Origin of the sequence: Vibrio kasasachensis (assembly GCF_050337565.1) — a bacterium.
GTDB lineage: Bacteria > Pseudomonadota > Gammaproteobacteria > Enterobacterales > Vibrionaceae > Vibrio > Vibrio kasasachensis.
In genome coordinates, this window is record NZ_JAKJTB010000008.1 from 408,140 (window position 1) to 424,286 (window position 16,147).

General features: G+C 43.6%; 14 protein-coding genes. 7 read left to right on the forward strand and 7 right to left on the reverse strand.

The window, feature by feature from the left end; all coding sequences use genetic code 11:
- The first annotated feature begins 332 nt into the window (after positions 1 to 332).
- Both ptsG and L4C38_RS02270 read left to right on the forward strand, forming a co-directional pair.
- Positions 333 to 1,760, forward strand: a complete 1,428-nt coding sequence (ptsG, locus tag L4C38_RS02265) for a PTS glucose transporter subunit IIBC (RefSeq protein ID WP_428795891.1) — start codon at positions 333 to 335, stop codon at positions 1,758 to 1,760.
- Positions 1,761 to 1,975: 215 nt separating this feature from the next.
- Complete coding sequence (locus L4C38_RS02270; RefSeq protein WP_428795892.1) at positions 1,976 to 2,401, forward strand: hypothetical protein; 426 nt, start codon at positions 1,976 to 1,978, stop codon at positions 2,399 to 2,401.
- Positions 2,402 to 2,474: 73 nt separating this feature from the next.
- Here the strand turns inward: L4C38_RS02270 and L4C38_RS02275 are convergent, their stop codons facing one another.
- Both L4C38_RS02275 and L4C38_RS02280 read right to left on the reverse strand, forming a co-directional pair.
- Positions 2,475 to 2,570 (reverse strand): MetS family NSS transporter small subunit, encoded by a 96-nt coding sequence (locus L4C38_RS02275; RefSeq protein ID WP_428795893.1) that lies wholly within the window; start codon positions 2,568 to 2,570, stop codon positions 2,475 to 2,477.
- Between the two features lie 2 nt (positions 2,571 to 2,572).
- Positions 2,573 to 4,039, reverse strand: a complete 1,467-nt coding sequence (locus L4C38_RS02280; protein ID WP_428795894.1) for a sodium-dependent transporter — start codon at positions 4,037 to 4,039, stop codon at positions 2,573 to 2,575.
- A 592-nt stretch (positions 4,040 to 4,631) separates the two neighbouring features.
- On the opposite strand from L4C38_RS02280, the gene L4C38_RS02285 reads away from it, so the two are divergent.
- Positions 4,632 to 5,144, forward strand: coding sequence for a prepilin-type N-terminal cleavage/methylation domain-containing protein (locus L4C38_RS02285; protein WP_428795895.1), 513 nt, complete (start codon positions 4,632 to 4,634; stop codon positions 5,142 to 5,144).
- Here L4C38_RS02285 and L4C38_RS02290 read toward each other — a convergent pair.
- The gene (locus L4C38_RS02290; RefSeq protein WP_428795896.1) at positions 5,141 to 5,737 is read right to left on the reverse strand and encodes an outer membrane protein; all 597 of its coding nucleotides are present in this window, start codon (positions 5,735 to 5,737) and stop codon (positions 5,141 to 5,143) included. The genes L4C38_RS02285 and L4C38_RS02290 overlap by 4 nt on opposite strands.
- Before the next feature lie 129 nt (positions 5,738 to 5,866).
- Here L4C38_RS02290 and cydH point away from each other — a divergent pair, with 129 nt between their 5' ends.
- The 4 genes from cydH to L4C38_RS02310 all read left to right on the forward strand — a co-directional run bounded on the left by cydH (position 5,867) and on the right by L4C38_RS02310 (position 9,635).
- Positions 5,867 to 5,959 (forward strand): cytochrome bd-I oxidase subunit CydH, encoded by a 93-nt coding sequence (gene cydH, locus L4C38_RS02295; protein WP_428795897.1) that lies wholly within the window; start codon positions 5,867 to 5,869, stop codon positions 5,957 to 5,959.
- Between the two features lie 11 nt (positions 5,960 to 5,970).
- Positions 5,971 to 7,119: a patatin-like phospholipase family protein gene (locus L4C38_RS02300; RefSeq protein WP_428795898.1), complete on the forward strand. Its 1,149-nt coding sequence runs from the start codon at positions 5,971 to 5,973 to the stop codon at positions 7,117 to 7,119.
- Positions 7,120 to 7,375: 256 nt separating this feature from the next.
- Positions 7,376 to 8,593, forward strand: coding sequence for a sugar metabolism global transcriptional regulator Mlc (gene mlc / locus L4C38_RS02305; protein ID WP_428795899.1), 1,218 nt, complete (start codon positions 7,376 to 7,378; stop codon positions 8,591 to 8,593).
- A 94-nt stretch (positions 8,594 to 8,687) separates the two neighbouring features.
- The gene (locus tag L4C38_RS02310) at positions 8,688 to 9,635 is read left to right on the forward strand and encodes a chemotaxis protein CheV (RefSeq protein WP_428795900.1); all 948 of its coding nucleotides are present in this window, start codon (positions 8,688 to 8,690) and stop codon (positions 9,633 to 9,635) included.
- Between the two features lie 399 nt (positions 9,636 to 10,034).
- Here L4C38_RS02310 and L4C38_RS02315 read toward each other — a convergent pair whose 3' ends face one another.
- From L4C38_RS02315 to L4C38_RS02330, 4 genes are all read right to left on the reverse strand, one after another.
- Positions 10,035 to 13,106, reverse strand: a complete 3,072-nt coding sequence (locus L4C38_RS02315; RefSeq protein WP_428795901.1) for an error-prone DNA polymerase — start codon at positions 13,104 to 13,106, stop codon at positions 10,035 to 10,037.
- Positions 13,107 to 13,118: 12 nt separating this feature from the next.
- Positions 13,119 to 14,534 carry a Y-family DNA polymerase gene (locus tag L4C38_RS02320; protein ID WP_428796019.1) on the reverse strand — a complete coding sequence of 472 codons (1,416 nt, stop codon included), beginning with the start codon at positions 14,532 to 14,534 and terminating at the stop codon, positions 13,119 to 13,121.
- 2 nt (positions 14,535 to 14,536) lie between these two features.
- Entirely contained in the window at positions 14,537 to 15,214 is a 678-nt protein-coding gene (gene imuA / locus L4C38_RS02325) for a translesion DNA synthesis-associated protein ImuA (RefSeq protein ID WP_428795902.1), read from the reverse strand.
- Positions 15,215 to 15,334: 120 nt separating this feature from the next.
- Positions 15,335 to 16,078, reverse strand: a complete 744-nt coding sequence (locus L4C38_RS02330; RefSeq protein ID WP_428795903.1) for a YciK family oxidoreductase — start codon at positions 16,076 to 16,078, stop codon at positions 15,335 to 15,337.
- Positions 16,079 to 16,147 lie beyond the last annotated feature (69 nt).

A 16,147-nucleotide genomic window follows, 5' to 3' on the forward strand; every position in this document is an offset into this window, starting at 1 on the left:
AATAAGCAATTGTAAATTTGTTATAAAAAATAACATCAAGGCGTATTTTATTTGATGGGTAAAATTAATGTTTTCTTGATCTAATCCCTTTTTTATCAATCAGATAGAGGGGTTTTACCTTTACAAAATCACTATTTTGCGTGTGATCTATCTATTAGTTTGCAATAAAAACACATGGTGCACTAGTAAATGCGACGAGCCTCAATATATATTTAGAGGCGGAAAATATAACGCAACAAGTGGTTACATTTTCAATGGGTGCTAACATTTAGGCTACGGGGGTGTGCCGTTAGGGCCCAGATAAATCTAATAATTTTTTCAGGAGCATAAACATGTTTAAGAACCTTTTTGCTAACCTGCAAAAAGTCGGTAAATCTCTGATGCTACCAGTATCAGTATTACCGGTTGCAGGTATCCTACTTGGTGTAGGCGCGGCCGATCTTAGTTTTATTCCAGATATAGTTTCAAACCTAATGGAACAAGCTGGTGGTTCAGTCTTCGGTCAAATGGCATTGCTATTTGCTGTAGGTGTAGCACTTGGCTTTACAAATAACGATGGTGTTGCAGGTCTTGCGGCAATCGTTGGTTACGGCATCATGACAGCAACGCTTGGCGTAATGGCTGGTGTGATGGGTGTTGAGAAAATCGACACAGGTGTACTAGGTGGTATCCTTATTGGTGGTGTCGCTGCTTGGGCATTTAACCGCTTCTATAAGATTCAGCTTCCAGAATACTTAGGCTTCTTTGCTGGTAAGCGCGCTGTGCCGATTATCACTGGTTTCACAGCTATCGGTCTTGCAATCGTTCTATCTGTAGTATGGCCACCAGTCGGCGGTGCAATTTCTGCATTCTCTGATTGGGCTGCACACCAAAATCCACAACTAGCGTTTGGTATCTACGGTGTTGTTGAACGTACACTTATCCCATTTGGTCTTCACCATGTATGGAACGTACCATTCTTCTTCGAAGCAGGTACTTGTGTAAACGCTGCTGGCGATATACAGAACGGCGTTCTTACATGTTACCTAGTTGCTGATGAAGCTTCTCGTGCAGCAGGTAATGGCTTCGGTCAATTGGCTGGTGGTTACATGTTCAAGATGTTTGGTCTACCAGCGGCAGCAATCGCTATTGCACATTGTGCGAAGCCAGAAAACCGTGCGAAAGTAATGGGTATCATGGCATCTGCTGCGTTGACTTCATTCCTTACTGGTATCACTGAACCAATCGAATTCTCATTCCTTTTTGTTGCTCCTATCCTATACGCAATCCATGCTCTATTAGCGGGTTCTGCTTACGTATTAGCGAATACACTAGGTTTTGTTCACGGTACTTCATTCTCACACGGTTTGATCGACTTTGTCGTTCTATCTGGCAATGCCCAAAAAATGGGTCTAATGTTCGCTTGTGGCTTAGCTTACGCGGCGATCTACTACATCGTGTTCCGTGCGGTAATCACTACACTAGATCTTAAGACTCCAGGTCGTGAAGACGAGTCTGATGATGCTGTTGCGGTTACAGGTACAGAAATGGCTGGCGAATTAGTTGCGGCATTTGGTGGTAAAGAAAACATCACGGGTCTAGATGCATGTATCACTCGTCTACGTGTGGCCGTTGCCGAGACAGAAGCTGTTGACCAAGATAAATTAAAACAGCTAGGCGCTGCTGGTGTTGTCGTTGTTGCTGGCGGTGTTCAGGCTATCTTTGGTACTAAATCAGATAACCTAAAAACCGATATGGATGAGTGGATTCGTAACCACTAATCACAGATTATACCTTCCCCTATAGGTATACAAAGGAGGCTTCGGCCTCCTTTTTTCATGTCTATTGATTGCCCCTCTACCACTATTTCTCATTTAAATGACACCAAAGTTTATGGGCTTTTCGCGATCTTGGCGTGTAGTTAACCTTCCTCTGACCTAACCTCTTTAGGAATGGTCAACTATGCCTGTTTAATATTGCATTGCTGGAGGGAGTGATGAAATTAGTGGTAAGAAGAGTCGCGATAGGGTGCGGGGTTATACTCACGAGCGTAACTGCACACGCGAATACGAGTAATAATAAGCCAGCAGATCTTGCTGTAGGTCTTGCGGTGGATCAGCAGTTGAGTGTGGTGGTTGAGCTCGACAATCAATATCGATTTATTGTAGGTAATCAAGGCGCGGCATTTGACTATATTGCCAAGCGTGGCCAATTTGATACGCAAGAACCGATTAGTTGGTATGCTGGTATTGGCGGTTGGGGCGAGTGGGATGATGGATTTGGTGTACGTATCCCATTGGGCGTTAACTATCAGGTGAGTCCTGGTTGGCAAGTATATGGTCAAGTACAGCCAGAGCTTGATATGCATAAAGGATGGGAGCTCGGTATTGGCGCAGCTCTGGGCGCGAAATATCACTTTTAATTATAAGTTTATATATCAATGAAACAAAAATGCCGGCATGTTAGCCGGCATTTTTATCGATAGAGAGTCAAATTTATTGCTTCTTCATTGCTCGTCTGATGCAAATAGCTGCACCGCCCCAAGTAATAGTAAGACCAATGACCATCATTATAATTGCACCTGTAGTCATAACTATGCCTCCTGCTGGCGATTTGTAGAATTAATTATAAGTCCAAAGACAAATAAGGCAGCAATTACAGCCCAACCCATGGTTAGGTCGTAGCCACCGTAGCCTTCAGTGAATAATGTTTGCAGCTTGGTTGCGAGAATGATGGCTAGCATCACTGGTGTGATGAAGCGGATACATACGTCAAACCATTGGCCGATGGTGAAATCTGATGTGGAGTTAACGTATTCACGCACACTCGGCACTTTATTTAGCATCCACGCCATCAAAATAACTTCTACCAGAGCGCCCAGCATAATACCCACGTTGTTGGCAAAGTGGTCGATTAAGTCAAGTAACAGTAGACCACCATTGGTTGCGAATGCCATGGATACGACGATACCAATACCAATAACCACGTTTGCAGCTTTCTTACGGCTCCAGTTAAGCTTGTCGATGATAGCGGATGTCACCGCTTCCATGATGGAAATATGTGAGCTTAGACCTGCGACAACCAAGGCAAAGAAGAATAGAGGACCGAGAATGTATGGTGCTGGAAGTAGGTTAATTGCCGCTGGCAACGTAACAAATGCTAAACCAACACCTGCGGTGACTACTTCAGTCAACGGTTTGCCTTGCTCTTGTGCCATGTAACCAAGGACAGAGAAGATCATGATACCGGCTAGAATTGAGAAACCACAGTTAATCAACACAGTCATAAAAGCATTGTTAGTGATGTCTGATTTCTCTGGTAGGTAACTTGAATAAGCCAGCATGATGGCAAAACCAATACTAAGAGTGAAGAAAATCTGACCGTAAGCGGCAGCCCATACTTTCACATCCCAGATTTTGCTAAAGTCGGGTTCAAACATGTAGTTAACGCCATCTAAAGCACCCGGCAACATAATCATACGACCGATCAATAGCACAACCATGATGAATAGAATTGGCATCATAACCTTTGATGCGCGCTCAATACCTGATTTTACGCCACTCACAATCGCTGCATAGGTGATTGCCCAAGCAAGGAGCATAGCACCTGCAATTTTCCATTGGATGCTACCTAGTGCCGTTGGTGAATTGTCACCGCCTAGCTGTAAGTATTCACCAAAGAAAAACGCGTTAGTGTCTGTTCCCCAACTTTGGGTAAATGACATACCAAAGTAGGAAATAGCCCAACCGATAACAGCAACATAGTAAACGGCGATTACAGCCGCTACGCCGACTTGGAACCAGCCTAGCCATTCAAACTTAGAATGGATTTTTGACAGTGTTTTTGGCGCGCTACCGCGATATTTTTGTCCCATGCTGAATTCCAATATCATGAATGGAATACCAGCGGTGATCATGGCAAATAGGTAAGGAATGAAAAAAGCGCCGCCGCCATTTTCGTAGGCCATGTAAGGGAAACGCCAAATGTTGCCCAAACCGATAGCCGATCCTACTGCGGCTAGAATAAATCCAGCACGGGATCCCCATTGTTCTCGCTTCATAGTGAACTCCTGTATACAACTTCCTGAGATATGAAGCTTTTCTTAGACTATATCGCCTGAAAGAGGGATGGGAGGAAACAAAGTGCTATAAGGGCTGCGATTTGCTTTGCTCATTCATCCGTGAATCGGCAAAAGTTTGGATTTAAATTTTGTTAGTCTAGAGAAAACTCAGAATATTATTCTTAAAAATATGATGTGTGTTTGCGTGAACTGAAACTTTCAACTACGCGTGAGACAAAGATTAACGATTAAGTTTCGTTAACGCAATAGATTCCAACTGTTAATGATAAGTTTAAAAGTGGTGCATAAATTGTTTGTTTGGCATTTTTTTAGTTAATGACTAATGTTCAGTGCAATCATGACCTAACTAAAATTCTGACAAAGATGATAACAGCGAGATTAAATGCGGTTTTACTTAATAGAGTGTCTGACTGAATTTTGAACAGCCCACTTGGTTTATTACTAATAACTCGCAAAATGGAAAAACAATCAAAATGACAGCCTATATTTCGGAGATGAGATGATTCATTCAACGCATTAGTTTGTCGTATCATTAAGCCTTTAGTTCTATTTATAGACTGTCGAGGGTGAAATGAAAGAGGTAACAAAGCTGTCTGGTTTTACTTTGATTGAGATGGTGGTCGTTGTTCTAGTTGTTGCGATACTTGCAGTCACCGCTTTGCCGCGGATCTTAAGTTTTCAGAAGGATGCGCGTATTGCTGTATTGGAAAGTGCCTTGGCCAGTATGAAAGCGATTAACAACCAAGTTAATTTGATGTCTCATCTTGATTATGTCGTGGTAAGGGCAGGGCATAGCCCAGACAGCCGTTTGCAATTTATCGATCTTAACCGTGATGGAATACAGCAAGAGGACCAAGGCGAGTGGAGTTTGATTTGGCGCTATCTTGATAATACGCATATGTCCGCGGCGATTTCTGTCAATGGTGATGTGGCGGAAATGGTGACGGGTAGAGAAAATTATTATTTGGGGTTTGAGCGTGGGAACGCGAGCAATTTAGTTGAAGGAAATTGCTGGGCTTTATATCATCAACCGGGATTTGCTGGTGATGTGCCGGAATATCAGTTGGAAAGTACCGGTTGTTAGAATGTCATTACCAACCCGACCCCCATAGTAAATTGGTTCATCCAATCAGTTTTAAACCGGATGATGCAATCTCCCGAAGACCCTGAAGGTAAGTTGCACGCTGCTGCCGTATCATTGTCGACGACAGTACCTAACCAACGTATTTGAGATGTTAAACTAATACTTTGGGTTATCGGGTATTCAAAGCCACCAAATATGCTACCTGCAAAACCGGCATGATTATCCACCCAATCAGCATCAATATAAGAGCCTCCAATTCCGACACCTAAGTAGGCATAAGCACGGTTGGGTAAGTCGTAATAAATACTGCTTTGAAACATCAGATATTGGATGGTGGTATCCAACTCTAGTGACTCAACCTCACTTGATTGTTGTGAATAATATAACCCCAATCGACCAGTTTGAAATTCTAGCTCCGTCGCGATAGAAAAACTAACGCTAGGTACAATATCTAGAGCACTACCATTTTCGTCCTCAACTTCGCCACCGCCGGAGAAGCCCAACAACGGCGTAATGTGAATTTTAGCATTGGCTGCTGGCTGTAAACAAAAAATGCTAATACCTACCAGCAAACTTTGGCTTAATATTTTCATATGCCTATCCCTTAACTTGATCTCGTCTAAGTGTGATACTAACGTCATATTTGTGCACGAAAAAAAACCATAAATTGAATGCTTACCGAACGAGTGTTATTTTTTTGTTAAGCTTATATGGAGGTGCTTATGGAATCTGATCTAAAATATGCTTTGATTATCACAGCAACGATTTTTGCTATTTTAATTAGCTATGGTGTTGTTGCTATTGCGGCAGCTTAGAGACTTTAGTCATGAATAACAGTGGTGTAATTACTAACACTGCTAGTTTGGTCGACATCGATCGACTCTCCAAGTACACCAACGGACTTAACGCTCTAGTCGCCCAAGGTGGTGGGCAAAGAGGAATCTTCACCGCTGGTGTATTAGACGCTTTTCTCCTCTCTGATTTTGACCCATTCCATCGCTTTTACGGCACCTCTGCCGGGGCACTTAATTTATCGGCTTATCTGTGCCGTCAGAAAGGGATCGGGCGCTCATTTATTCTTGACCTCACCACTTCTTCGGAGTTCTTTCACTTATTTAGCTATATTCGTCGTAAGCAATATTTAGGCTTAGATTGGGCGTTAGATAAAATCAGTGAATATCCTTACCAGCTTGATATAGACATGGGTCGTAGAGTGCTTGGTTCACGCCAGGCGTATGCGGCGGTGACAGATTCTTCGCTTTTGATAGATCGCTATTTGCCGATGCTTGATGATGATTGGAAAAAGGTATTGATCGCCAGCTGCGCTATTCCGCGCCTATATGACAATGAAGTTAAGTTTCAGCATGGCAGCTACATTGATGGTGGCGTTTCAGCTTCCATTCCAGTCCAAGAAGCATGGCGCCAAGGTGCGCGCTGTATTGTTGTGATTCGCACCGAAGGGGATGAAGTGCCAGTCCCTGAACCTTTAGTTAGTGCTCAAGATGATGTTGAGTGGTATCGAGATCCCTTAAATCTGGTTCAAGATCATTGGCAACAGAAGTTAACGCAGTGGAAGACGGATTGGAACGATTTTTTTAATGACCGTATTCAACGTTCAAAGCAACAACAACAGCTGTTAGCATCACTTAACGGAGGACGATGGTTATTTGGAGCGGATGATATTTACCGTATAAGTCATCTATTAGGTGATAATTTTGACTCCAGTTTAATGGATATGTTGATGGTCCATTATCAGACTTATTCACTCACTCGAAAATTCTTACTTACCCCTCCAGACGATTGCTATATCGTTCAAATTAAGCCAGCTCAGCCGCTGTTATCAAGTTCTTTGATGAGCGATAGGGAAGAGTTATTACATGATTATCAACTTGGGCTTGATGCTGGTTTTCGCTGCGTAGAGACATTCGATCAGTGTGGCGTGACACAACTGAATATGCCTTTCAATTTGAAATAGCTTCCGATCAACAGCAAGTTTCTTGATGAATTTGTGGTTAAAACTCGTTCAAAATTGTGCGGAGCATCTAAAACTCTATTTTTTTCTCGCCGCAAAATAACATGATCGCATGACAAATTTTTGCTGAGCTATATGACAGGGAACACAAACAATTAGTATTATACGTGATGCCTGTCACGGCAATCTACCAAGGCGCTTCACAATTACTTCGCAAAGTAAAAAAATTAATTAGTTGTTGATTCTCGGAGTTTCTTTCATGTACATGGCTCAACCAGGCCATATTGATCATATCAAGCAGGTCAATGCTGGCCGTGTATACAAACTCATTGATCAAAAAGGTCCCATTTCTCGAATCGACTTATCGAAACAGAGTTTACTTGCACCGGCAAGTATTACGAAGATCACTCGCGAGTTAATCGAGGCCCATCTTATTCACGAAACGACAGTGCAAGAATCGATCAGTCGTGGTCGTCCTGCGGTAGGTCTACAAGTGAATAACGAGGGCTGGCAGTTTTTGTCAATGCGTCTTGGTCGTGGATATCTCACCATTGCACTACACGAGTTAGGTGGTGATGTTCTTATTGATACGAAGATCGATATTCACGAAATCGATCAGGAGGACGTACTCGCTCGACTTCTACATGAAATCGAAGAGTTCTTTCAAACCTATTCGGACCAACTTGATCGTGTTACTAGTATTGCTATTACGCTGCCTGGCTTAGTGAATTCTGAGGAAGGCATTGTGCTGCAAATGCCGCATTATAATGTAGAAAACCTCGCGCTTGGTCCTGAAATATACAAAGCGACAGGCTTACCTGTTTTTGTTGCTAATGACACCCGTGCTTGGGCATTGGCTGAAAAGTTATTTGGTCATTCACAAGAAAACGATAACTCAATTTTGATATCCATTCACCATGGTTTAGGGGCGGGGATTATTCTTGACGGTCGCGTGCTTCAAGGACGACACGGTAACATTGGTGAATTAGGACATATCCAGATTGACCCTCAGGGGAGGTTATGTCATTGCGGTAATCGTGGTTGTTTAGAAACGGTTGCGAGCTCGCAAGCCATACGTACCGAAGTGACTGAACGCATTGCCAACGGTGAAGAGTCTGTGTTGGCGGCTATCGAAGACGTCTCGGTTGAAGACATCTGTGAAGCTGCGGTGAACGGTGATGCACTTGCTATCGATGTGATTGAGAATTTGGGGCGATATTTAGGGGCAGCTGCGGCATTGGTTATCAACCTATTTAACCCAGAAAAAATCCTCATAGGTGGAGCAATCAACCAAGCTAAAGAAGTTCTTTATCCTGCGATTCAGAAGTGCATAAAGGAACAAAGTTTGCCTGTTTATCATCAAGATTTGGAGTTAGTTGAGTCCCGCTTCTACAAACAAGCAACTATGACTGGTGCTGCCCTCGTAAAACAGGCACTATATGATGGCTTATTGCTTATGAAAGTGATAGAAGGGTAATGAATTTATCTCGTTGAACTGTCAGTGATTTAGTCTTGTTGTTCAATGAGGTACAAGAATCGTGCGATCCAGAAACCTGCTGTAGAGAATCGATATGACCGGAGTATTAAACACTGTAGACCAACGAACAAAGTTGGTCGGTGAAAACCGTTTAGAATTGCTGCTATTTAGTTTAAATAGTCGTCAATTGTTTGCTATTAATGTGTTTAAAGTGCGTGAAGTAATTAAAGTGCCACTACTGACTAAATTGCCAGGGGCTCACTACAATATCACTGGTGTTGCTTCTCTACGTGGTGTGTCGGTGCCGATTATAGATTTACGCTCCGCAATAGGTTTCCCACCGTCACGCCTTGAAAATCAAGAAGAAAACCTGATTATCACCGAGTATAACCGCACGGTTCAGGGGTTTCTGGTTGGTCAAGTTCGCAATATTGTTAATACGACGTGGAGCGAGATTCAGCCACCGCCAAAAACCACGGGTCGTTCCAATTATTTAACGGCGATCTCTCGCATCAAAGATGATGAAGGTGAAAAGATCATCGAGATTATTGATGTAGAAAAAGTGCTGGCTGAAATCATTGATTATGATGTTTCTATTTCCGAAGGCGTATTGGATGAGCAGCTTAGTACCGAAATGATCGGTCGTAATGTCTTAATCGTTGATGATTCATCCACAGCACGTTCTCAAGTTAAAGGGACATTGTCTCAGCTTGGGCTGAACATTATAGAGTGCTGTGACGGGCTTCAAGCGTTAAGGTTGCTTCAATCTTGGTGTGACGAAGGTAAAGACATCGAGAAGGAATTACTGCTGATGATTACAGATGCGGAAATGCCTGAAATGGATGGCTATAAGCTCACACATGAAGTTCGCAATGATCCGAGAATGAAAGATCTGCATGTTGTCCTGAATACTTCTTTAAGTGGTAGTTTTAACGACGCTATGGTTAAGAAGGTAGGTTGTGATCGCTTTATCTCTAAATTCCAACCAGACTTGTTGGTTGAGGTAACACAGAATCGGTTAAGAACTGTGTTAGGTTTGTAAGCTACGGTTTGATTGTAAGAGGGAGCAAATACGCTCCCTTTTTTGTTTCTGGCATTTGGAAAGGCACAGATAGTAAGCAAATAATGTTTAACGCAGTGATAATTAGCGCTGTGATTGTTAGCAATCGAGTTAACATGGTGATACTATTTCGGTGCAATTTTGTTGCACAAAGTAACAAGGGTAACAACTACAACTTTTCATCAGAAACCTTAAGGTAATTCCTAAAATGATATGGTTTACGTCTAAAGTTGTGATGACTTTAGGTATTTTACTGTATAGGAAATACAAACAAAGAAGTACGGAAGCTGAAGACGAGTTGTAACTTGTCGATGTAAATTAAAAAAGGGAGCACTCAGCTCCCTTTCGTTTTATATAAATCAGAATACGATTGACAGCCTCTCAGTGAAAGTCCCGAGATTTACTGTGTAACCCTTCTAGTGAGTCGGTTAAGTCTTCTAACCTTCCTGCAATGACGTGTGTCACGTCACCCTCTCGCTCTAAAATACCTTTCACCTGTAATATTTTTGCGGTCAAATAGGCTTGCTGTTGCGCTCTTGCGGTTGCTTGCCAAACGACAACGTTAATATTGCCAGTATCGTCTTCTAATGTGAAAAAGGTTACGCCTGCTGCAGTACCGGGAGATTGCCTGCCTGTCACTACGCCTACGACTGTGACTAAGGATTGATGAGGTCTGGTTATTAACTGATTCATACGAGTAAAACGTCCTAATAACCCAGCCTGATCTAATAAACTGACAGGGTGCTGAGTAAGAGATAACCCTGTTGCAGCGTAGTCTTCCAACAGTGTTTGCACATCACTTGGTGCGCTAATCGGGGCTAGGTTTTGCTCTTCGAGTGCCTGAAACAGAGGTAAATCTGATAGTGAGTCCATCATTGCCCAACGCGCTTGGTAACGGTTATTAGCAATGGTTTGCATGGCATTTGCGGAAGCTAGTAATTCAATATCCCGTCTGTTGATCCCAATATGCTTGAGTTGGTTAGGGTGGTGAAACCCTTGCGTTGATCGGGCATCAATCAGCTTGTCGCAGCTCTCTTTACTCAGCCCTTTTATTTGACGAAAACCGAGCCGAATTGCGAGTCCATGATGCTGAACAGTGACTTGATGATCATAAAGTGAGTGGTTGATACAAATAGGCAAGATAGTTAAACCATGTCGCTTGGCATCTTGTACTAACTGTGATGAGCTGTAGAAGCCCATAGGTAAGCTATTGAGTAATGAGGTATAGAATGCCTCAGGATAATAGAATTTAAGCCATGCAGAGCAATAGGCGAGAACGGCAAAGGAAGCGGAGTGGCTCTCAGGGAAGCCGTATTCGCCAAAGCCAAGGATCTGGTCGAATATTCGTTCGGCAAATTCGACGTCATAGCCACGGCTAAGCATTCCTTCGATTAACTTAGTTCGAAACTTTACTAAGTCACCATTTTTCTTCCAAGATGCCATTGCACGGCGCAACTGATCAGCTTCACCACCACTAAAGCCTGCAGCAACCATTGCAAGTTTGATGACTTGTTCTTGGAAGATCGGTACACCCATGGTGCGCTCAAGCACTTGTTTGACTTCTTCTGAAGGGTAAGTGATAGCTTCATCACCGTTTCGGCGTTTCAAAAATGGGTGCACCATGTCACCTTGAATGGGACCAGGACGAACGATGGCAATCTGAATCACCAAATCATAATAGCTAGCGGGTTTTAGCCTCGGCAACATGCTCATTTGTGCACGTGATTCAATTTGGAAAACGCCAACCGTATCGGCGCGTTGTATCATGCCGTAAACATTGGCATCATCTTGCCGGCGAGCAATGCCTGCAATGCTCAGTGATTCGCCATGAAAGCGCTCTACTAGCTCAAAGCACTTGCGAATAGCACTGAGCATACCTAATGCCAAAATATCCACCTTGAGTAACGCCAGGCTTTCTAAATCGTCCTTGTCCCATTGAATGACGGTGCGATCGGGCATCGAAGCATTTTCGACAGGCACTAATTCATATAAGGGACCAGATGAAATAACAAAGCCGCCAACATGCTGTGATAGGTGACGAGGAAACCCGATAATTTCATTAATCAGTTGGATAAATTGCTCACCTTTGAGTGAGTTTGGTTCAATACCTAATTGAACAATTTGAGCTTGCCAACCTTGAGCTCGATCGCGCCGATTGACGTTTTTAATAAAGTGATCGAGTTGGCTCTCTTCAATAGCTAACGCTTTTCCGACATCGCGCACCGCACTTTTAAAACGGTAAGAGATCACGGTAGCTGCCAGTGCAGCACGCTTTCGACCATATTTCTGATAGATATATTGAATCACTTCTTCACGACGGTGATGTTCGAAATCGACATCAATATCGGGTGGCTCATCGCGCTCCTTACTGATAAAGCGTTCGAATAGCACCGATATTTGGCGGGGATCAACAGAGGTAATTTCTAAGCAATAACACACCACCGAGTTTGCCGCTGAGCCGCGACCTTGATAGAGAATATGACTACGTTTAGCAAACATTACGATGTCGTGGATAGTCAAAAAATAGAAAGGGTAATTGAGTTCGTCAATTAAGATGAGTTCTTTTTCTATTGTCTGTTCAATATCGCTCGTTACACCTTCAGGAAAACGCAGTTTTTTACCCCGCTCAACTAGCTTGCGTAGGTAGCTCATTGGTGTTTCACCGTTAGGAATTAACTCACTCGGGTATTCATATTTCAGTTCACTAAGGCAGAAGGTACAGCGCTGCGCAATTTGCACACTCTCTTGTAACCATTGAGGTTTAAACAGCTTATTAAGTTTGTCGATACTGCGCAGCGTACGTTCAGTATTGACCAGTAGATGGCTGCCGATTGTATCGATACTGGCACCATGTTTAATCGCTGTAAGGGTATGCTGTAAGGGTAAGCGCGTCGCAGTATGCATGAGAACGCCCCCACAGACCGTAATAGGCAGTTGTAACTCTGTTGCTAAGGTTTCGCAGTACATGAGGTATTGGCGGTCTTCCGAACGGAGATGGCGCTGTACGCCAAGCCATAAACGAGATTGGTGGTGCTGATAAAGCCATTGTCCCCATTTTCGGTCGTAATCTTGATGGGTAGGCAACCAAAGAACAAAGCAGTGACGAATCGACATCAAATCCCATTCAGAAAGTTGATAGTGTCCTTTTTCAGTGCGGCGTCTTGCATTGGTGATAATTCGGCACAGCTCGGCATATGCTTGTCGATTGGGGCATAGCAGCACCACTTGGCACTCATCATCAAGCCAAAACATGCTGCCGATAATAAGTTTTAGAGCGAGTTTGTGGGTCTTGATGGCGGTGTGCGCCCTAACGACACCAGCGACAGAGCATTCATCTGTGATGGCTAAAGCGCGGTAACGAAGGAAGTCAGCTTGTAAAATCAGCTCTTCAGCATGTGAAGCACCAGTTAGAAAAGAAAAATTACTTTGGCAGAAAAGTTCAGCGTATGACATAGGTTTGCCTGTTTAGCTAAATTGACCGTGAAGAAACCACTGTTTTTCTTGGTTACGAAAGACCCATAGCCAGCGTCCCTTATCACTACGGGCGATAAAATAATCACGGGTGATCTCTTCACCATCCCACCAACCTGTCACAAAACGCTCAGGTCCTTGAACAATAGAGATGTTATCTTGCAAAGGCTCAGGCGTTGGCAAAATAAAACTTGGTCTACAGCGAGCGGATTGTTTTTGGTCAGAAATCACTAGGCTTGGATCACATAGCTGAGTGGCTTTTTCTGGCCGAGGGTCGTTGCTTAATGTGACTTTATGTACCTTGTCTTTACCGAGTTTTGCTTGCAAAAGTCCGATTAACTCAAGCGGAGATTGCATATCTTGTGGACCATTAAACATATCTCGGCTGCTGGCATCTAACTGCCCACCACGCATAATCGAAAGAGTTAAACCTTGTACTGGAGCATCAAGTTTGATCGACTCTAATGTGAGTTGGCATAGCTTTAACCATTGTTTTGCTGTGTAGTCGCCACTAGCAGAAGTAAAGCGAATGCTGTTGGCTTTGTTGTCACGTTGATGCAGTTGCAGATCAAGCTCGTAAGCAACATGATTGCGTAGGGTTAAAAATAGCTCCAAACGTTCGAGTAGCTTTTTGAGTGGTCTTTCCAGCCACTGGATATTTTCAATTTCATACAGTAGCTCTAGATAGCTGTGAAATTTTTCAGGTGGATGATAGAAGTCGACGGGGTGTTTGAATTGCCCTAGTAACCGCCCCACATAGTTGACCAAATCGATATCGAAGCGGCGTGCCAATTCTGCCATTGGTAAGTGGAGTAAATCATCTAAGGTATTTACTCCAACGCGCAGTAATGCTGCAACCTGCTTGGGTGCTAACTCGGTTCGAGTTAGCGGGAAAGACCGAAGGGTATTCATCAAGATATCTTTATCATCCGAGATGATCATCGTCGCCGATTTAGCGAGTAATATCGCCGAATATGGGGAAAATCCAGTAGAAAAACTGTATTGATAGCCTAATTTATCAAGGTGTTGTGATAACGCTTTCCAATAGGCATCGATACCGCCGTAAAGGCAGAGCATGTCGCTGACTTTTAGTAATATCCCTTGTGGTGGGAGCAGTACAATATCGGAGGTGACAATGTAGAGCCATTGCGCAATATCGGTCAGTGTTTGTTGTTCTAGTTTTTGTTGATAGGGATGCACTTGTAATTCATGGCAAAGCGCACTGGCACTGCCTAATCCCATACCAAGTTGGATGCCAAGTTTTAAAGCGTGTTGATTCGCTTGCACTATCTGGAAATGTTGCCCGTCGACGATAACAATAGGTTGTTCGGCTAGATGAGAAAGCGATGTTTCTGAAAATAGCGCGTCCAACTGCAAGGTTGGAAAATGTAAATAGAGCCATAGCTGCATCATTAGCCTTGCTTACGCAGCGGGAAAGGGATCACCACAGGATCAGCTTGTTCTACAGCCAACTGAGACCAACGTGAGCGCATATCAAGCACAAAGCTACCGTGTGCCCAGCCGCCTTTGCGCTTAGTGATGGTCACACTCAGCCCATAGTTGTGTGGCTCTAGACGCATGCAAAGACTAACAGGCAGCGAAAACAGATGCTCTTGCGGTTGTTTAAACAGAAAGTGCAAGCAACTGCCAGTTTCGCTCGCCACTTGTAAGCGACGTGCTTGGTGCACTTCTAATTCGCTTTGCCATAGCAACACGTTGCTACAAGCCCCACTTTTTAGGCATTGTTCTGCCGCCCACAAAGCGTGTTGTGAGTTCTTAGGGTAGAGGAGGAGTATTTGGTTAAGATCGAAGCCTTGCTCAGCCAACATTTCAGCACATAGGTAACCGGGAGGCTGAATAAAGACGCTCAAAAGATTCTCACTGGAAGCCAGTAAGTGAGGGATCAATAACCTTAACTCACCAATACCAGAAGCGCTTTGTAACTCCACAACACCATGCTTGGGAAAGCCACCTTCCAGTTTGCTATCTAGTAGTGGAAAACCAGTACTGTATGTCTCAAGCGTTTGATGTTGGGCAGTTCCTTGCCATAACCATTGTTTCTGTTTTAGATGTTCAATTAGTTCGTACATAGGCTGTCGCTAATTAATTAACCTGTATATTTGTACAGTATAAATTATCTTGGACACACGGCAATAGCCAGCACAAAGAAAAACGCCTTGTGAAGTCACAAGGCGTTGATGTAATACGAATTATTTTTTGGGTTGGGCATCAATACATTGCCCATGAACCGATTGCCCTTCTGGGGCCATTAAATAGAGATACAGAGGCATAATATCTAATGGTGTCTTGAGTCGATCAACATCTTCAGCAGGGAAGGCTGTTGCACGCATACCGGTACGGGTACCGCCAGGGTTAATCGCATTGATGCGAATCGTACTATCGCTCAGCTCATCGGCTAGTACTTGCATCATGCCTTCAGTGGCGAACTTTGAAATAGCGTAAGTGCCCCAGAATGCTCGTCCAACATGACCAACGCTTGATGATGTAAAGATCATGCGTGCATCTGGCGATTTGTGTAGCAGTGGTAATAGCGCTTGCGACATTAAAAATTGTGCTTTGACATTTACTTGCATCACGTCGTCGTAGCTGTCTTCGCCAATTTGATCAAATGGGCTAATCACTCCCAAAAGACTCGCGTTGTGAAGAACGCCATCAAGACGACCAAACTGACTTTCAATGGTATCAACCATGTCTAAGTAGTTTTGTTTGCTCGCCCCTTTCATATCAAGCGGGATAATGGCTGGTTGGGAGTAACCAGCAGCATCAATTTCATCGTAAGTCTGCTCTAGTTTTTTCACCGTACGCCCAAGTAGAATTACCGTTGCACCGTGCTCTGCAAAACTGATAGCGGCTTGTTTACCAATGCCGGAACCTGCGCCAGTAACGAGAATGACTTTGTCTTTTAGGGCGTTATCAGCCACTGAATAATCCACGCTATGCTTCCTTATTGTAATGAACTACTTTTAGTCTTCGTGACAAGATGGTTACAATACACCAATTCG